The 16,662-nt window shown below is 71.7% G+C and carries 15 protein-coding genes; 8 read left to right on the plus strand and 7 right to left on the minus strand.

Annotated features, from left to right (window positions below):
* Positions 1-26 precede the first annotated feature (26 nt).
* Positions 27-2,741, minus strand: a complete 2,715-nt coding sequence (locus tag AMK22_RS37645) for a glycoside hydrolase family 65 protein (protein WP_079186307.1) — start codon at positions 2,739-2,741, stop codon at positions 27-29.
* Positions 2,738-3,151 carry a hypothetical protein gene (locus AMK22_RS42090; RefSeq protein ID WP_073787170.1) on the minus strand — a complete coding sequence of 138 codons (414 nt, stop codon included), beginning with the start codon at positions 3,149-3,151 and terminating at the stop codon, positions 2,738-2,740. The genes AMK22_RS37645 and AMK22_RS42090 overlap by 4 nt, the downstream gene beginning before the upstream one ends.
* A 542-nt stretch (positions 3,152-3,693) precedes the next feature.
* Between AMK22_RS42090 and AMK22_RS39565 the strand changes: the two genes are divergently transcribed.
* The 3 genes from AMK22_RS39565 (at position 3,694) to AMK22_RS21035 (ending at position 7,258) form a co-directional block, all read left to right on the plus strand.
* The gene (locus tag AMK22_RS39565) at positions 3,694-4,833 is read left to right on the plus strand and encodes a nitroreductase (RefSeq protein ID WP_158072067.1); all 1,140 of its coding nucleotides are present in this window, start codon (positions 3,694-3,696) and stop codon (positions 4,831-4,833) included.
* A 164-nt stretch (positions 4,834-4,997) separates the two neighbouring features.
* Complete coding sequence (locus AMK22_RS21030) at positions 4,998-5,906, plus strand: universal stress protein (protein ID WP_073787174.1); 909 nt, start codon at positions 4,998-5,000, stop codon at positions 5,904-5,906.
* 140 nt (positions 5,907-6,046) lie between these two features.
* Positions 6,047-7,258 carry a hypothetical protein gene (locus AMK22_RS21035; RefSeq protein ID WP_242434074.1) on the plus strand — a complete coding sequence of 404 codons (1,212 nt, stop codon included), beginning with the start codon at positions 6,047-6,049 and terminating at the stop codon, positions 7,256-7,258.
* Between the two features lie 200 nt (positions 7,259-7,458).
* Here the strand turns inward: AMK22_RS21035 and AMK22_RS21040 are convergent, their stop codons facing one another.
* Complete coding sequence (locus tag AMK22_RS21040) at positions 7,459-8,031, minus strand: TIGR03086 family metal-binding protein (RefSeq protein WP_073787176.1); 573 nt, start codon at positions 8,029-8,031, stop codon at positions 7,459-7,461.
* A gap of 88 nt (positions 8,032-8,119) precedes the next feature.
* On the opposite strand from AMK22_RS21040, the gene AMK22_RS21045 reads away from it, so the two are divergent.
* The gene (locus AMK22_RS21045; protein ID WP_199883278.1) at positions 8,120-8,947 is read left to right on the plus strand and encodes a helix-turn-helix domain-containing protein; all 828 of its coding nucleotides are present in this window, start codon (positions 8,120-8,122) and stop codon (positions 8,945-8,947) included.
* 287 nt (positions 8,948-9,234) lie between these two features.
* Here AMK22_RS21045 and AMK22_RS21050 read toward each other — a convergent pair whose 3' ends face one another.
* The gene (locus tag AMK22_RS21050) at positions 9,235-9,672 is read right to left on the minus strand and encodes a GNAT family N-acetyltransferase (RefSeq protein WP_073787180.1); all 438 of its coding nucleotides are present in this window, start codon (positions 9,670-9,672) and stop codon (positions 9,235-9,237) included.
* 208 nt (positions 9,673-9,880) lie between these two features.
* Between AMK22_RS21050 and AMK22_RS21055 the strand changes: the two genes are divergently transcribed.
* Positions 9,881-10,753: a Mut7-C RNAse domain-containing protein gene (locus tag AMK22_RS21055; RefSeq protein WP_079186309.1), complete on the plus strand. Its 873-nt coding sequence runs from the start codon at positions 9,881-9,883 to the stop codon at positions 10,751-10,753.
* Between the two features lie 306 nt (positions 10,754-11,059).
* Here the strand turns inward: AMK22_RS21055 and AMK22_RS21060 are convergent, their stop codons facing one another.
* On the minus strand, positions 11,060-11,632 hold the full coding sequence (locus AMK22_RS21060) for a TetR/AcrR family transcriptional regulator (RefSeq protein WP_073787182.1): 573 nt from the start codon (positions 11,630-11,632) through the stop codon (positions 11,060-11,062).
* Between the two features lie 125 nt (positions 11,633-11,757).
* On the opposite strand from AMK22_RS21060, the gene AMK22_RS21065 reads away from it, so the two are divergent.
* Positions 11,758-13,215, plus strand: coding sequence for an FAD-dependent monooxygenase (locus AMK22_RS21065; protein WP_073787184.1), 1,458 nt, complete (start codon positions 11,758-11,760; stop codon positions 13,213-13,215).
* An 80-nt stretch (positions 13,216-13,295) separates the two neighbouring features.
* Here AMK22_RS21065 and AMK22_RS21070 read toward each other — a convergent pair whose 3' ends face one another.
* A complete protein-coding gene (locus AMK22_RS21070) occupies positions 13,296-13,862 on the minus strand; it encodes a hypothetical protein (protein WP_242434076.1) in 567 nt (188 codons plus the stop codon).
* Between the two features lie 118 nt (positions 13,863-13,980).
* Between AMK22_RS21070 and AMK22_RS21075 the strand changes: the two genes are divergently transcribed.
* Both AMK22_RS21075 and AMK22_RS21080 read left to right on the plus strand, forming a co-directional pair.
* Positions 13,981-14,316, plus strand: coding sequence for a YnfA family protein (locus AMK22_RS21075; protein ID WP_073787188.1), 336 nt, complete (start codon positions 13,981-13,983; stop codon positions 14,314-14,316).
* Between the two features lie 162 nt (positions 14,317-14,478).
* Complete coding sequence (locus AMK22_RS21080; protein ID WP_073787190.1) at positions 14,479-15,237, plus strand: SDR family NAD(P)-dependent oxidoreductase; 759 nt, start codon at positions 14,479-14,481, stop codon at positions 15,235-15,237.
* A 176-nt stretch (positions 15,238-15,413) separates the two neighbouring features.
* Here AMK22_RS21080 and AMK22_RS21085 read toward each other — a convergent pair whose 3' ends face one another.
* Positions 15,414-16,607: an RtcB family protein gene (locus AMK22_RS21085; protein ID WP_073787192.1), complete on the minus strand. Its 1,194-nt coding sequence runs from the start codon at positions 16,605-16,607 to the stop codon at positions 15,414-15,416.
* Positions 16,608-16,662 lie beyond the last annotated feature (55 nt).

The raw sequence follows: 16,662 nt of genomic DNA on the forward strand, positions 1-16,662 counted from the left end.
AGTTTCTCGGACCCGAGGTTTCTCGCTCATGCGGGGCCGGGCGGCGAGGCGTCCGGGAGGTCCGAGGAGACCGGAGGCTCCAGGGGTTCCGGGGAATCCCGGGGCAGGTCCAGCCTTCGGGACGTGCCGGGTGCGATCACATGGGTATGGCCGCCGAGAACGACCCGGACCGCCGGATGCTGCGAGCCCGGTACGGCGATCCGTACGTGTCCGTCCCTGAACCGCAGGTCCACGTCCCAGTGCCGGCGGAAGCGGATGCGCATCGCGAACTCCGAGAGCTCGGGCAGCGCGGCCGGGTCGAGCCATAACGCGTCGTCACGGGTCTCCAGCCCGGTCATTCCGCGCTGCACGAAGTCGAGGGTGCCCGCCATCGCGCCCAGGTGGATCCCCTCCTCGGTGGTGCCGCCCTGGACGTCGGCCACGTCCCCGACCAACGCCTCCTGGCAGTACGCCCATGCCTCGTCGCGGCACACCCGGGCCAGCACCCAGGCGTGGACCAGCGAGCTGAGCGTGGATCCGTGGCTGGTGCGCGCGAGGTAGTAGTCGACGGTGGCCCGCCAGACGTCGTCGTCCAGCGGGTGCCCGAGCCGCCGGAAGAGGCCGGCGAGCTCCTGCGGCGAGAAGAGGTAGCCGAGCATCAGCACGTCGGCCTGCTTGGACGCCTGGTACCGGTTGACGGTGTCGCCCTCCGCCTCCAGGATCCGGTCCAGCCGCCGGATGTCTCCGTACCGCTTCCGGTACCGCTCCCAGTCGAGCTCGGCCAGCTCCCCGTAACCGACGAACTGGCTGATGACGCCCCCGTGGTACGGCACGTGCAGACGATGGGAGATGTCCTCCCAGCATTCCGGTTCGTCGGGTTCGAGCCGGAACCGGTCGTGCAACCGCCCCCGCATGCCCGCGGGGAGGTCGCGGTACAGCTCAGTCGCACGCGACAGGACCCAGGCCGCCGTCACGTTGGTGTACGCGTTGTCGTCGAGCCCGGCCGTCCCGGACCCCGGATAGGCGTCGTGGTACTCGTCCGGGCCGACGACACCGAGGATGCGGTACCGGCCCAGGGAGCCGTCCCACGCGGCGCTCGCCGCCCAGAACCTGGCGATCTGCAGCAGCATCTCCGCGCCCTTGGAGTGCAGATAGTCCACGTCCCCGGTCGCCTGGCAGTACTGCCACACGTTGTACGCGACGGCCGAGCCGACGTGGTGCTGGAGCCGGGAGCGGTCGGGCAGCCAGCGCCCCGAATGCGGGTTGAGGTGGAGTTCCTGTGTCTCCTCGCGTCCCGTGTCGGCGCTCTGCCAGGGGTACATCGCCCCGGCCCTGCCGGCCTCGCGTGCCGCCCGGCACGCTGCGGGCAACCGCCGATGGCGGTAGTCGAGGAGACCTCGGGAGACCTCCGGAAGGTGCAGGTTCAGGAACGGAAGGACGAACAGCTCGTCCCAGAAGACATGACCCCGGTACGCCTCACCGTGCAGCCCTCGCGCCGGAACCCCCACGTCGAGGTCGGCGGTGTGCGGCGAGAGCGTCTGCAGTACGTGGAAGAGGTGCAGCCGCAGAATGCGTCCCGACTCGCCGGGAACCTCCAGCCGGACCTGCCGCCACAGATCGGCCCAGGCCCGTCGGTGCGACGCCAGCAGGCGCGGGAAGCCGGGAGCCGCACGGACGGCGGCCGACGCCGCCCTCGACGGGCCGCCGATCGCGGGGTCGCGCGTGGTGTGCAGGGCGACCGTCTTGTCGACGACGGTGTCGGCCCCCGGGTCGAGCGGCAGCACCAACCGCCGGAAGACCGACGTAGGCGTCTGCCGGAACTGCGGGACGGGGGTGGTCGCGATGTCGAAGGCGGTTACGGGGGCGAGGACGGCTACCGGGCCGGGGGTCGCTACCGGGCCGGAAGCGGTTACCGGGCCGGAGGCGTTTGTGGCGTCGGGACCGGGGACGGGTGTGGTCGCGGGGCCGGGGCCGGACCTGGCGTCGGGGCCGGGATCGGATGCGGTCGCGGGGCCGGACCTGGCGTCGGATCCGGCATCGGGGGCGGCTGCGGTCGCGGGGCCGGGACCAGGGGTGCGGGCCGCCCCGTGCCCGGCCCAGGTGCGGGCCGCCAGCGCGATCCCGATGTCCGACTCCACCGTGCGGCACCGCAGCGAGACCACGCCGTCGTCGTGCGTGCCGGTCACCCAGCCGGTGAGGTGCCGGTTCGACAGGTCCCGGTATCTCTCCACCCCGGCGTTGCGGACGTCGCCGTCGATCCCCGACTCCACCTCGATCTCGCCCGCCCACCCCTCGGCCCGGAACACCATGCGCAGCGCGGCGAGGTGCGGGTCCCCCATGTGCACCAGTCGGCACTGTTCGACGCACAGGCGTCGTCCTGCCCCGTCCTCGTACACGGACCGACGCGTCAGCGTGCCCCCGCTCAGGTCGAGCCACTGGCCGTGCTCCACGAGCTGCTCGTGGTCCGGGGTGAGCCACGGCCCCGGCGCGGCGTCCTCGGGGCGGATGCGGTAGCGCAGCGGCAGCCAGTTCGGCAGGTTGACCAGGTCCTCGTTCTCCACTCTGCGGCCCCGCACCGAGGAGGTCAGCCGGTTGTAGCAGCCCGCCGCGTAGGTGCCGGGGTAGTGCGAGGGGCCCTCGGACGTCTCGGGCGCGGCGCCCCGGGTGGCGAAGTAGCCGTTGCCGAGGGTGCACAGCGCCTCGCGGAGCCGTTCCTCCCTCGGGTCGTATCCCTCGTACGACCAGGTCCAGGCATCGCTCATCGGTCTTCCCCGGCGCCCGGTGCCGCAGCACCCGCTTCCCCGACGGCCATGTCCCTTTCCCCGGCAGTGGCCTTCCCTGCGGCCGCTCCCGTGGTCAGCAGATCACCGGGATCGGACACCACGGGGTCGGCGCCGTGACGACGCAGCGCGGCGGCGCTGTCGGGCCCGCCGGTACGGTCCACGCCGATCACAGTTCCGAAACCGCCGCGCCGCCCGGCCTCGACACCGGCCGGCGCGTCATCCACAGCGTCGAAGGGCCGCTGTCCCTCGATGCCGGAGAGGACGGCGTCGAACGCCTTCTTCCAGGCTGCGGCGTGGCTACGGGCGAAGTCGGCGATCACTCCGTCGGTGTCGAGGACGACGGCCCGTGCAAAGCGCATGGGCGGCATCAGGGACAGGGCGGCTGCCATGAGCGGACGCTCCCTTCGTCACTCCCTCGGTCCCTCGGTCAGCCCTTGCGCCGGCCCCCCTTCTTCGGTCCCCTCGCCGGTCCTTCCGGGGTGCCTTCACCGGTTCCTTCGGGGTCCTTTCGCCGGTCCTTCCGGGGGTCTCTTCGCCGGGGCTCCTCCCATGGCACCACGGTTCCGGCGCACGGGCACCACGGCTCCGGCCCGGCCCGCGACCTCCGTACGGGCAAAGCACGCACCGGGTCGTCCCGGCGGGTGGGGCCCGGCCGTCGGGCGTGGGGTCGCCGCAGCAGGCACGGGGCCGTCCGAGGCGTGGGATCGCCCCGGACGTGGGAGAGTTCGTAACAGAAGAGCAGAAAATACTTATAACGGATTAACGGAGCACTCATCCTGAACCGGACGTGGGGCCTCCGTCTTCCGCGCGAACAGAGGAGCGAACGGATGGACGAAACGCATCCGTCATCCGCCCCACCGCGCGGCGAGTGCTCCACACCGCGACAGCACCGACCGAACCTCTCGACCGTTCCGGATACCCGGGAGTCACGATGCCCAGGTCACTCGACGACGCGACGCTGACCGGCCTCGTCGCCGATGCAACCGCCGCCCCGTCCATGCACAACGCCCAGCCCTGGCAATTCCGCTACACGCGCGCGGGCCACACGCTCACCCTCCTCGCGGACCTCGACCGCGCGCTGCCGGAGGAGGACCCGGCGACCCGCGCGCTGCACGTGGGCTGCGGTGCCGCCCTGCTCAACCTGCGGGTGTCCGCCGCCCACCACGGCCTGGAAGCGGTCACCACGCTGCTGCCCGAACCGTCGGCGCCCGCCGTACTGGCCTCCGTACGACTCGGCGTCCGCGCTGTCGCCCGACCGGCCCACGAGAACGAGGCGCGGGGTGGGGGCGAGGCGCGGGGTGGGGGCGAGGCGACGGCCGAAGACGAAGCGCGGGCCGGGGGCGAGGCGCGGGGTGAGGGCGAGGCACCGACCGGGAGCGAGGCACCGACCGGGGGCGCGCTCACCGAGAACGAGGCACTCGCCGCCCTCCATCCCGCGATCGAGCAGCGGCACACGAGCCGCTACCCATTCGACGACGCGCTGGTCCCGGAGGACGTCCGCGCGCTTCTCGTCGCGGCGGCCCGCGCCGAGGGCGCCGACTTCTCGTTCCTGGCCTCGCCGCATCTGGAGACCGTGCTGGGGCTGATCCGGGACGCCGAGGGGTACGACCGCGGGGATCCCGGACGGGAGGCGGAGCAGCACCGCTGGACCCGGGACACGAAGACCGAGGCGCCCGTCGACGGGATCCCGGACTATGCCTTCGGCCCCCGCGACGCCCATGAGCAGGCGACCACCCGCGACTTCGTGGGCACCGGCGTACTGCCCGGCCGGGCCCGTGTGCCGTTCGAGAAGCGGCCGCAGCTGGCCCTGCTGACCACGTCGAGCGACCACTCCGTCGACTGGCTGCGCGCCGGTCAGGCCCTGGAACGGGTCCTGCTCCTGGCCACCCTCCACGGCGTGTCCACGTCGTTCTCGACCCAACCCATCGAGTGGCCGGACCTGCGCTGGGTCCTGCGCGATCCGGTCTTCGGCTCGGGGCACGCGCAGATGATCATCCGTCTGGGATACGGGCCCACGGCACCGCGTACGCCCCGGCGCCCGACGAATCAGGTGCTGACGATCGAACCGTAGGACCGGGCACGCCGACGAACGACCGGACGAGAACGAGCGGGAGGTCGAACAGGCAGGCGAAAAACAGGCAACGGAAGAGCGGTAGAAACAGAACCAGACTCTTCAGCAAAAGGGACAGAAGAGGCGGAAGAGAGACGAGAGAGGGACGGAAGGCCGTGGAAGCGATGCGACGCCCCGTAGTCGTCGGAGTGGACGGGTCGGAGGGCAGTCTCCGCGCCCTCGACTGGGCGGCGGCGGAGGCGACGAGCGCGGGGCTTCCCCTGCGCGTCGTGCACGCCTCGCTGTGGGAACACTACGAAGGGACACACGCCGCCTCCGACCCCGAGCGTCCCGCCGACGAGATCCTGGCCGAGCATCTCGTCGCCGAGGCCCAGGAACGCGCGCGACGGCTCGGCCCCGAGGTGGACGTGGAAGCCGATGTGCTGCCCGAGGACCCGGTGGCGGCACTCGTCGCGGAGAGCCACGATGCCGCCGTGGTGGTCGTCGGCTCCCGCGGCCGGGGCCGGATCGCCGAAATGCTCCTGGGGTCCGTCAGCCTCGCGCTCGCCAACCGGTCCCGCTGCCCGGTCGTGGTGGTCCCGGCGCGGGCGCCGGACACACCACCACGGCCCGGTCGCGTCGTCGTCGGGATCAGCGACGCCGAGGAACCGACGTCGGCCGCCTTCTTCGCACTCGCCCACGCGACGGCCCGGCACGGCGAACTGGTCGCCGTACGGTCCTGGCGCGCCCCCGCCCACGAGGTCAGGAGCCATCCGCTGCTCTTCGGCTCCCCCGCCGCCACCCTCCGTCGGCAGGCCGAGGAACACCTGGAAGCCGTGCTCGCGAAGCTGGACCCGACCGGCGCCTGCGGTGTCGTCGTTCAGCGGTCGGTGGTGCGGGGGCCGACGCACCAGAAGCTGCTGGAGGCCGCCGAAGGCGCGGAACTCCTGGTCGTCGGCGCGAGCCGGACCGGCGGACGGCACGGACACCACACACCCCACGCACAACACCTCGGCACGGTGAACCACGCGATGCTGCATTACGCGCCCTGCCCGGTCGCCGTCGTCCCGAATGCGTACCCCTACGGCGGCTGACACCTCGGTCGAGCCCCGAACTGTCAGTCCCCGGCTGTACGGTTCGCCTCGTACCACGGCACCAATGCCCGACGCGTCACAGGCGTCAGCGCGCAGACCTGCCGACGCACCGCAGCACCGCCGCACGAGAGGGCCGTCCCATGGCCGAAGTCGCCGCCCGTCCTGTCGTCACGCTGGCCGCGCCGCTCGGCCGCGGCCGGGACGGGGCAGGTGCCCCGCGGCTCCTGCGTCGGGCCGGCAAGCACCTGCTCGTCCAGCGAGGCGACGCCGAGCTGGTCGCCGTCGACCCGGGCACCACCCGTCCAGACCCCGTCGGTCCGAACTCCGTCGATCCGGACTCTGCCCGTCCCTGCCCTGCCGACCCCTGCCCTGCCGGTCCGGACACCGCCGGTGCGGACTCCGAGGACGCCGCCGTGATCCGTTTCCCCGCGCCCTGGCCCAGCCGCTACGGCACCTGCGCGGTGGCGCCGGACGGCAATCTCGCGGTCTTCGCCGGGGTACACGCGCTGCGCGCCGTGGATCCGGCGGGCGAGGTGCGCTGGGAGATCCGGCACGGCTGCTGGGACGACGCCTGCCACACGCTCCACACCACGTACGACGAGTACGCGTCGGACCATTCGCACGGGTACGCGGACAAGGGCTCCGCCGTGTTCTCGGCGGACGGCACGCTCGTGTGGGCCCACATACGCGGCCCCCTCGCGGCGACCGGTCCCGATCCCGAGGCGCAGGACGAGTGGCTGGTCGTCGACGCCGCCGACGGCCGGGTGCTCGGCCGCGTCGACGCGGAGACCGCGGCCGTCGGTTCGGAACACGTCCCGCACCCCGACCCCGCTCGTATGGGGCTGTGCGTCGGCGAGGGCCAGGACGGCGTGCCGATGCTGTGGGGCCGGTGGGACGGGCAACGGCTCTCCGTCGAGCGGTTCTGCGACGACGAGCGGATCCTGATGGCGGTGAGCCCCTCGGGCGACCGGTTCCTGACGGTCACCCACTGCGAGGAGACGCTCGCCGTGCACCGTACCGAGGACGGTTCCGTGCTCTGCGAACTCGACGCCCAGGACGGCGTCGCTCGCCACCCCGAGGCCGATCCCGACGACCTCGACGCCGACGTGGCCCTCTGGGACTACACGGGTGGCTTCCTCGACGAGGAGACCGTCGTCGCGGGAACGTCGGAACGGGACTGGGAGTACGGCGAGCAGCGCCACTGGCTGGTGAGCGCGGACGCGGCGGGGATGCGGGTGAGCGCGCGGATCACGTACCCGTTCCCTGTGTCCGGCGGTGCCACGGCCCTCGGCGACGGCACCTGGTACACGGTCTCGGAAACCGGCGACGCCCTGCACGTGTGGAGCCGTTGACCGCGTCGCCCACGCCCCCACCCGCATGCCCCGGACACGCCACCCGGCCCCGGCACACCACCCCGGCACACAGGGTCCGCCCCGTACACCCCGCTCACCGGGCACGCCCCCGTACGCCCGGCCGTACGCCCGCCCAACCGGCATCCACCGGCCGGCACTCACCGGCCGGGCACGCGCCGCGCTGTCCGCCGGTGCCGACGTCACGCGCCGGGCGGCGTCCACCCCGGGTCCCGGCCGGTCAGCGCCAGCACCCGCTCGAACGGACCGGCCCCTTCCGGTACCGGGTGCGGCTCGCCGAACACCTTCATCTCCCGGGCCATCGGCGCCATCGCGGCCAGTGCCGGGCCGATCTCGTCCAGCACGGACTCGTCCGGGACGAACTCCTGGCCGGTGGCCCGCGCCAGGTCCCAGGCGTGGACGGTCAGATCGCCCAGCACCATGTTCCCGACGGTCCTGGCCGGGAGCGCCATGCGCCCCGTCGTGCCTTCCTCGGCACCGGGCGCGGCCCACGCCGCGGCCAGCTTCACGGTCTCCTCACGGAAACGGGCCCGCCAGTCGCCCGTCACCGCCTCCGGCACCTCTCCGAAGTCCGTCTCCCCCTTGGCCGCCAGGGCCTGGAAATTGACGACGACCTGGAAGAGGTGGTTGATCAAGGCCCGCACGTCGTACTCCGCACACGGCGTGGGGTCCCCGAGACCTGTGTCGGTGATCCCGTCCATCACGGGAACGGCCCGGTCGGCGGCCGCTTCGAGCAACTCGCTGATCTTCTTCATGCGTCGAGCCTGCACGCCACGACGGCCCGACGCTTGAAAAAACACGACACCCGCGGCCCCGGCCCGCCGCGGCCGTAGGATCGCCGACATGGCCGGTCCTCGACGCGACACCAGAGGCATCGTCGACGCCACCGAACTCTTCACGCGGGTACGTTTCCGGCGCCGCGAGCCCGCGCCCGCCCTGCGGCCGTACCTGGAGCACTACTGGCTCATCGACTGGGACCTGGCGAAGCCGTACGCCTCCCATCTGGTGCCGCACCCGTCCGTGAACGTGGTCTTCCAGCGCTACGCGGCGCCTCCGGCGCACGGCAACGGATACGCCGAGGTCTCCGGCATCGCTCCGGGGCTCTTCGTACAGAAGCTGGAGGGACGGGGCCGGGTCTGCGGCGTGCAGTTCAGACCCGGCGGGTTCCGCCCGTTCGCACCGGACCGGCCGGTCTCCGACTGGACGGGGCGGCGTCTTGCCGTCGACGAGGTGTTCGTCCCGCCCGTCCCGCCGCCGGCCGTCCTGGACCCCGCCGACGAGGACGCCCGGGTCGCGGCGCTCGACGCGTACCTGCTGGCGCTCGGCCCGGAGCCGGACCCGCAGGCGGACCGGGCGATGGCCCTGGTCGACCTGGTACGCACGGATCGCACGGTGCGCCGGGTCGACGAACTCGCCCGAGCCGAGGGTGTGTCGCCGCGCTCGCTGCAACGGCTCTTCGCCGCGTACGTCGGCGTCGGCCCCAAGTGGGTCATCCTCCGCTACCGCATCCACGAGGCGCTGGAACGGGCCGAGTCGGACCCGGCCGTGGACTGGGCGGCACTCGCGGCGGAGCTCGGATACAGCGACCAGGCCCATCTGATCAGGGATTTCACGGCGACGGTCGGCGTCTCCCCGACGGCCTTCGCCCAAACCGCCGTCCCGACGTCCTAGCCCCCACCCGTCGCACGGGGCGCGACCAGCCGGCGGGTCACGCATCGTTCCTGGACACGGACCGCCTCTGAGCACGGACACCCCTTGGGCACGGACCGCCCTCGGCCACGGACGGCCCCTGGGCGCACATCGCTCCTGACCACGGACGGCCCTTGGGCGCTCGTGGCCCTGTATCCCGGTGTCCGGGTATCCCGCCCCACAATCACTCACTCGCCCACGCCCACCCACGTCGTCCGGCTGCGCGCCGGCTCCTGTTCCTCCCGGCGCCTCGGCTTCCTCCTGACGCCTCAGCCCGCCTCCACCGCCTTGTCGAAGTGGAACGCGACGATGTCCAGCCGTTCCCGCAGGTAGAAACGGTGAGCATCGGTACGGTGCGTGCCCGAGTCGAGGTTGAGGTGCAGGCAACCGGCCTGCTTCGCCCGCTCCTCAAGATATGCGAGAAGCTCTCGGCCGACACCGGTCGAGCGGGCGTGCCCGGCGGTGACCAGATCGTCCACGTACAGCATGCGGATCAGGCTGGTGTTGTCGACGACGCGCCAGCCGGCCGCGCCCACGCAGACGCCCTCGTCGTCATAGGCGGCGCTGAATCGCAGCCCCTGCGCGTATCCCTTCTCGTACACCTCCTCGAAGAGTTCCGCGGTGAGGTGCGGCCGGAGTTCGCGCAGGACCGGAAGCAGGTCGTCACGCAGCCGCGCATCATCGGGGCCGAGGTCGAGGATCTTCACACGGGGATTCGCATGCGCAGTCGCCGAAGTCATGGGGGCACTGTAGGCAACGGGGCCCGCCCACGCAGCCGCGTCGGCACCCGCGAGAACCTGCCCCGGTACGGTTCCGCCACCCTGCGGCCACTGCGGTCACCGGTTCACGGCACCCGCTGGATCCCGGCGCCGAATTCCCTGGCTGTGGTGCCGGGTCCGATGACATCCTGACGAGGTGAACGGACCCGAGATCCAATTCGAAGTCGCCCCCGAGCTGCGCCCCTTCGTCTCGCCTGATCGCCGCCGGGGACGCTCGACCGTGGCCACCGACGGCTCCTCCACCCTCGGCCATGTCGTGGAGTCGCTCGGCATCCCGCTCACCGAAGCCGGGCAGATCCTGGTCGACGGCCGTCCGGTGTCCGTCTCGCACATCCCTGGCGCGGGCGAATCGGTCCAGGTACGCGCCGTGGAACGCCCCCAGCGCGTCCCCGGGGCGCCTCTGCGCTTCCTTCTCGACGTCCACCTCGGCACGCTCGCCCGGCGGCTGCGGCTGCTGGGGGTCGACGCCGCGTACGAGAGCGAGGACATCGGCGACGCCGCGCTGGCCGCCCGGTCGGCGGACGAGCGCCGCGTACTGCTCTCCCGGGACCGAGGGCTCCTGCACCGGCGGGAGATCTGGGCCGGGGCATACGTGTACAGCGACCGACCGGAGGACCAACTGCGCGATGTGCTGGAACGGTTCGCCCCGCGCCTGGCCCCCTGGACCAGGTGCACGGCCTGCAACGGACCGCTGAAGCAGGCCGACAAGGACTCCGTCAGCGACCTACTGGAGCATGGCACCCGACGCTCCTACGACGTCTTCGCGCAGTGCACGGAATGCGACCGCGTCTACTGGCGAGGGGCCCACCACTCCCACCTCGACGCGATCGTCGCGAAGGCACTCCGCGACTTCGCGCCCGCGGCCCCGGACGACGACCGGGAGGGCGACGCGGGACCCGACGGGGGGAACGGCCAAAGGAGCGCCCCGGGGGACGACGCCCCGCAGGACGAGGACAGCGCGCCGTCGGCCCCGTCCGAGGTCTCCAAAACCCCCGGAGCCACCGGCTGACAGCCCCGTCCCCACATCCCCCTGCCGCTGACCTGCCTCTGCCTCTGACTCTGCCCCACCTTCGCCACTCGGCTCCTCACCTCGACCCCTTCCGGCGCCAGGACCTGTCGTCGAAGTGCCGTCGTTCGGCCGGAGGTCGGGCCGTACGGCGTCCGTCCGGTGCGGGCGATCGCGAGGTGGAGAATCGTCCTCGCATCGGACACACGAGGACGACTCCGACAACACCGCGAGCGTGCATGACAGGCGTTGCATGACGGGCGTCACGCGGTAGGTGTCGCACGGCAGGCGGCAGTTCGACGACGGGGCCTACGGCTGCTCGGCGGTCAGGTAGCGCTGAATGGTGGGCGCGAGCCAGGCGATCACTTCTTCGCGCGACATCGCGACGGCGGGCTCGATCCGCAGGACATAGCGCGTGAGGGCCATGCCCAGGATCTGCGAGGCGGCGAGAGCCGCCCGGCGCGGGGCATCGGCCGGGTCGGGGCACACGCCGGCGGCTATCGGGCCGATCTGCTCGGCGAAGACCTCTCTCATCCGCTCGGCCCCCGCGTCATTGGTGACGGCGACCCTGAGCAGGGCGGTGAGCACGTCATCGCCCTCCCACCGGTCCAGGAAATGCGTCACGAGCACGGCACCGACGTGCTTGCCCGGCAGCGCTCCCAGCTCGGGAACGAGCAGATCGATCTCGGAGGCAGCCGCGAACAGCCTCTCCTTGTTCCCGTAGTAGCGCATCACCATCGACGGGTCGATGTTCGCGTCGCGGGCGATGGCCCGGATGGTGGCGCGCTCGTAGCCGTCGGCGGCGAACCGCTCGCGCGCGGCTTCGAGAATCGCGGCCTTGGTGGCGTCCGAACGGCGGGGGGCGGTGGGCTTACTGTTCACACCAACAACTGTAGGCCAACAACCGTTGACACTCCAGCCCCGACGGGGCTACCGTTGCCAACAAGTGTTGACCAACGCACGTTGGCATCAAGGTGACCACTCACGGCCGGGCCCAGGAGGCAGCCATGACCACCACCCCGAGCACCTCACCCGACACTGTCGACGTACTCGTCGTGGGCGCCGGCCCCACCGGCCTGCTGCTCGCGGGCGACCTGGCCGCCCAGGGCCTCTCCGTCACGCTCGTGGAGCGCCGCCCGCACGGGATCAGCAACGTGACGCGGGCATTCGCCGTGCACGCCCGCACGCTCGAACTGCTCGACGCCCGCGGCCTGGCCGACGAACTCGTCGGCGCGGGCACACCCCTCTCCTCCATACGCTTCTTCGGCAGGCTCTCGCTCGATCTCTCCGGGCTGCGCACGCGCTTCCCCTTCGTGCTGATCGCCCCGCAGTACGAGGTGGAACGCCTGCTGGAGCGCCGCGCCCGTACCGCGGGCGTCCGCTTCCGTCACGAGACGCGGCTGACCTCGCTCCACCAGAGCCCCGCGTCGGACACGGTCACCGCCGGACTGCGCGAGGCCGACGGCGGCACGAGCACGATCGACGCCCGCTATCTCGTCGGCACCGACGGTGTGCGCAGCCAGGTCCGTGAGGTGCTCGGTCTGCCGTTCCCCGGCGTTTCCGTGATCCGGTCGCTCGTCCTCGCGGACGTCCGGCTCGCAAAGGAGCCTCCCGGTGTCCTGACCGTCGACGGGGACGGGGACGCCTTCGCCTTCATCGCCCCCTTCGGCGACGGCTGGTTCCGCGTGATGGGCTGGGACCGCGGGCACCAGTCCGCCGACAGCACCCCCGCAGACCTGGAAGAACTGCGCGGGGTCGCCCGCCGCGCCCTCGGCACCGACTACGGCATGCACGACGCGCGCTGGATCTCGCGTTTCCACAGCGACGAACGCCAGGTGCCCGCCTACCGCACGGGCCGGGTCTTCCTCGCCGGGGACGCCGCCCACGTCCACTCGCCCGCGGGCGGCCAGGGCATGAACACAGGCCTTCAGGACGCCGCGAACCTCTCCTGGAAGCTCGCCGCGGTCCTGCGAGGACACACGGCCTCCCCGGAGGCGCTCCTCGACAGCTACCACGAGGAACGCCACCCGGTCGGCGCACAGGTGCTTCGCTCCAGCGGAGCACTCATCCGTCTCGCCATGGCCAAAGGCCCGCTCCAGCGTGCGGCCCGGACGGCCGCCACGACGCTGCTGTCCCACGTCCGGCCGGCCTCCGGCAAGGTCATCGGCATGGTGTCCGGGCTCGCGATCTCCTACGCCGCCCCGCGCGGGACCCACCCCCTGACCTTGCGACGAGCCCCCGACCTGAGCCTGCGGGAGGGCCGCCTCCACCAGTTGCTCCGCGGCGGCACCTTCACCCTCGTCACGCCCGCCGACACCCCGACTCCGGCCACGCCCACCCCGCTGGCGCACGCCCACTGGAAGGACGGCCGCACCACCACCCTGCTCATCCGGCCCGACGGCTACATCGCCTGGGCGAGCGAGCGCCCCGACCCGGCGGCGCTACAGGCCGCACTCACCCGATGACCCCACCCCGCCCCCGACGGCACCAGCACCGCACACACCCGCCCGACTCTCCCACGCCCCAGCGCGCCCCTGACCAGGCATCAGAACGCGTACTCGTCCCCAGTGGCCGGAGCCAGCACCTCGTACTCGTTGTTGTCCGGATTCCGGTCGGTCGCCCCTCCGTTCCACAGGGTGTCGATTCGCACGACGACCTCGTCCGGCCGCCCGGCCAGCTGGAGTTCCAGAGCCAGTTGCCGCCCGTCCCGGGCATCGGCGCGCAGCGCGGCCGTCCGGCACAGCACGGTCCGCCGGTCGGCCTGGAGGCAGCCCTCCGACAGTTCCTGCCGTCCGGAGAGTGCTACGGATGTGCGTACCCGCAGGGTCACGCCGTCCAGGTCGGAGGGACCGTGGTTCCGGCTCTGCACCCAGACCCCGAGCCCCGTTCCCCACAACGAGACGTGCCCGTGATGCGACACGTCCGCCTCGGGCGCGATACCACCAGCCACGGGCCCACCCACCGGTTTCGTCGCCGGATCCACCACCGATACACCCGCACGCCCGGCAGCGGCCGCGCGCCCCGTTCCCAATACCACGGCCACGGCCAGAGCCACGACCACGGCCACACCGACGCCGGACACCATGGGCGCGGCTCTACGTGTCATTGCCATGCACTGAAGATACCGATTGCCCGAAATTATCCTTATTTACCCACTAGTTCGGCGTGCCTCCCTGCCGGCCTCTCCCCCCCTTCGCCCCCTTCCCCTCCCTCGTGACACGCTGACGCCCATGTCCGTAGCCCGTTCTGTCGTCCTCTTCGTCATCGCCGCGCTCTTCGAGATCGGCGGTGCGTGGCTCGTCTGGCAAGGCGTGCGCGAGCACCGGGGCTGGATCTGGATCGGCGCGGGCGTCATCGCGCTCGGCGTCTACGGCTTCGCCGCCACACTCCAGCCGGAAGGGGAGTTCGGCCGCATCCTCGCCGCGTACGGCGGTGTCTTCGTGGCGGGCTCGATCGCCTGGGGCATGGTCGCCGACGGCTACCGCCCCGACCGCTGGGACGTGATCGGCGCGCTGATCTGCCTGGCCGGCATGGCCGTGATCATGTACGCCCCCCGCAGCCACTGACCACACGCGACAGCGACCATCGACCAGGCAAGGCGGCCGACCGGGTACGAGCGCCCACCAAGTACGAGCACCGACCGGGCAGGACCACCGACCACACGCAACCGCCGCCCCGGCGCCTGCCTATCCTGGCCCGGTACCGATCAGCTGCCCGAGGAGACCGTCATGGCCGCCACCCCGATCGCCGTCGTCACCGGAGCGAGCAGCGGCATCGGTGCCGCGACCGCCCGGCAGCTGGCCGCCGCCGGCTACCGCGTGGTTCTGACCGCCCGCCGCAAGGACCGCATCGAGGCTCTCGCCGCCGAGCTCAACGCGGCGGGCCACCAGGCGACGGCCTACGCCCTGGACGTCACCGACCGTGCCGCGGTGGACGAGTTCGCCACCGCGTTCCGCCGCCTCGCCGTCCTCGTCAACAACGCGGGCGGCGCGCTCGGCGCCGACCCCGTCGCAACCGGCGACCCCGACGACTGGCGCCAGATGTACGAGACGAACGTCATCGGCACGCTCAACGTCACCCAGGCCCTGCTGCCCGCGCTCACCGAGAGCGGCGACGGCACGATCGTGATCCTCTCCTCCACCGCGGGCCACGCCACCTACGAGGGCGGCGGCGGTTACGTGGCCGCCAAGCACGGCGAACACGTCCTGGCCGAGACCCTCCGCCTGGAGATCGTCGGCACCCCGGTCCGCGTCATCGAGGTGGCCCCCGGCATGGTCAAGACGGAGGAGTTCGCCACCACCCGTTTCCGCGGCGACACCGAGAAGGCGGACAAGGTGTACGCGGGCGTCGAGGCCCCGCTGACCGCCGACGACGTGGCCGACACCATCACCTGGGCCGTCACCCGCCCCAGCCACGTCAACATCGACCTCCTGGTGGTCCGCCCCCGCGCCCAGGCATCCAACACCAAGGTCCACCGCACCGCCTGAGCCCGCACCGGTCCCCGGCCCGAACCGCGAACGACGGTCGGGCAGACCCTCGGCCGGAAGGACGAAGGGCCCCGGCATGTCACCCGCGCCCGGGACCCGACGTTCAAAGCCCCACCCGCACATACCGAAGCCCGCCGCTCCCCCGTGGCGGCGGGCTTCGGTGTGCGGTCCGGGGGTCAGCCCTTCACGCACACCACCTGCTTGAGCTTGGCGACGACCTCGACCAGGTCCCGCTGCTGCTCGATGACCTGCTCGATCGGCTTGTACGCCGCCGGGATCTCGTCCACGACGCCGGAGTCCTTGCGGCACTCCACGCCCCGCGTCTGGTCCTCCAGGTCGCGCGTCGAGAAGCGTCGCTTCGCGGCGTTCCGGCTCATCTTGCGGCCGGCGCCGTGCGAGGCCGAGTTGAAGGACTTCTCGTTCCCGAGGCCCTTCACGATGTACGAACCGGTCCCCATCGAGCCCGGGATGATTCCATAGTCGCCGGAGCCCGCGCGGATCGCGCCCTTTCGGGTGACCAGCAGGTCCATGCCGTCGTACCGCTCCTCCGCCACGTAGTTGTGGTGACAGGAGATGACCGGTTCGAACGTGACCTTGGCCTTCTTGAATTCCTTGCGGACCACGTTCTGGAAGAGCGCCATCATGATGGCGCGATTGTGCTTCGCGTACTCCTGCGCCCAGAACAGGTCGTTCCGGTAGGCCGCCATCTGCGGGGTGTCGGCGATGAACACCGCCAGGTCACGGTCGATCAGGTCCTGGTTGTGTGGCAGCTTCTGCGCCTGCCCGATGTGGAAGTCGGCCAGTTCCTTGCCGATGTTCCGCGAGCCGGAGTGCAGCATCAGCCAGACCGAGCCCGACTCGTCCAGACAGAACTCGATGAAGTGGTTGCCCGAACCGAGCGTCCCCATCTGCTTCGTGGCACGTTCCTGACGGAACCGGACCGCTTCGGCGACCCCGTCGAACCGCGCCCAGAAGTCGTCCCAGCCCGGTGCGCGGAAGCCGTACAGCCCGTCGGGCGCCACGGCGTCGTCATGCATCGCGCGCCCCACCGGAATGGCCTGCTCGATCTTCGAGCGCAGCCGGGACAGGTCGCCGGGCAGGTCATTGGCCGTCAGAGAGGTCTTCACCGCGGACATTCCGCAGCCGATGTCCACCCCCACCGCCGCCGGGCAGACCGCACCGTGCATCGCGATCACCGAGCCGACCGTCGCGCCCTTGCCGAAATGGACGTCCGGCATGACGGCGAGCCCCTTGACCCAGGGCAGGGTGGCCACGTTGCGCAGCTGTCGCATCGCGACGTCCTCGACCGACGCGGGATCGGCCCACATGCGTATCGGGACCTCGGCGCCCGGCACCTCTACATACGACATAAGTTCCTCTAATCCCCCGAAAAGCCTGAAAGAGCAAAACCGGCGCCAAGGTCGG

This window comes from Streptomyces sp. CB01580, assembly GCF_001905795.1.
In the GTDB taxonomy this organism is placed as follows: Bacteria; Actinomycetota; Actinomycetes; order Streptomycetales; family Streptomycetaceae; genus Streptomyces.

What these genes read in the sequence shown, in the direction of transcription:
- AMK22_RS39565 (WP_158072067.1), top strand. Translation starts at nt 3,694, where the DNA reads ATGCCCAGGTCACTCGACGACGCGACGCTGACCGGCCTCGTCGCCGAT.
- AMK22_RS21065 (WP_073787184.1), top strand. Translation starts at nt 11,758, where the DNA reads ATGACCACCACCCCGAGCACCTCACCCGACACTGTCGACGTACTCGTC.
- AMK22_RS21085 (WP_073787192.1), bottom strand. Translation starts at nt 16,607, where the DNA reads ATGTCGTATGTAGAGGTGCCGGGCGCCGAGGTCCCGATACGCATGTGG.
- AMK22_RS42090 (WP_073787170.1), bottom strand. Translation starts at nt 3,151, where the DNA reads ATGGCAGCCGCCCTGTCCCTGATGCCGCCCATGCGCTTTGCACGGGCC.
- AMK22_RS21070 (WP_242434076.1), bottom strand. Translation starts at nt 13,862, where the DNA reads ATGGCAATGACACGTAGAGCCGCGCCCATGGTGTCCGGCGTCGGTGTG.
- AMK22_RS21035 (WP_242434074.1), top strand. Translation starts at nt 6,047, where the DNA reads ATGGCCGAAGTCGCCGCCCGTCCTGTCGTCACGCTGGCCGCGCCGCTC.
- AMK22_RS21030 (WP_073787174.1), top strand. Translation starts at nt 4,998, where the DNA reads ATGCGACGCCCCGTAGTCGTCGGAGTGGACGGGTCGGAGGGCAGTCTC.
- AMK22_RS21045 (WP_199883278.1), top strand. Translation starts at nt 8,120, where the DNA reads ATGGCCGGTCCTCGACGCGACACCAGAGGCATCGTCGACGCCACCGAA.
- AMK22_RS37645 (WP_079186307.1), bottom strand. Translation starts at nt 2,741, where the DNA reads ATGAGCGATGCCTGGACCTGGTCGTACGAGGGATACGACCCGAGGGAG.
- AMK22_RS21075 (WP_073787188.1), top strand. Translation starts at nt 13,981, where the DNA reads ATGTCCGTAGCCCGTTCTGTCGTCCTCTTCGTCATCGCCGCGCTCTTC.
- AMK22_RS21040 (WP_073787176.1), bottom strand. Translation starts at nt 8,031, where the DNA reads ATGAAGAAGATCAGCGAGTTGCTCGAAGCGGCCGCCGACCGGGCCGTT.
- AMK22_RS21080 (WP_073787190.1), top strand. Translation starts at nt 14,479, where the DNA reads ATGGCCGCCACCCCGATCGCCGTCGTCACCGGAGCGAGCAGCGGCATC.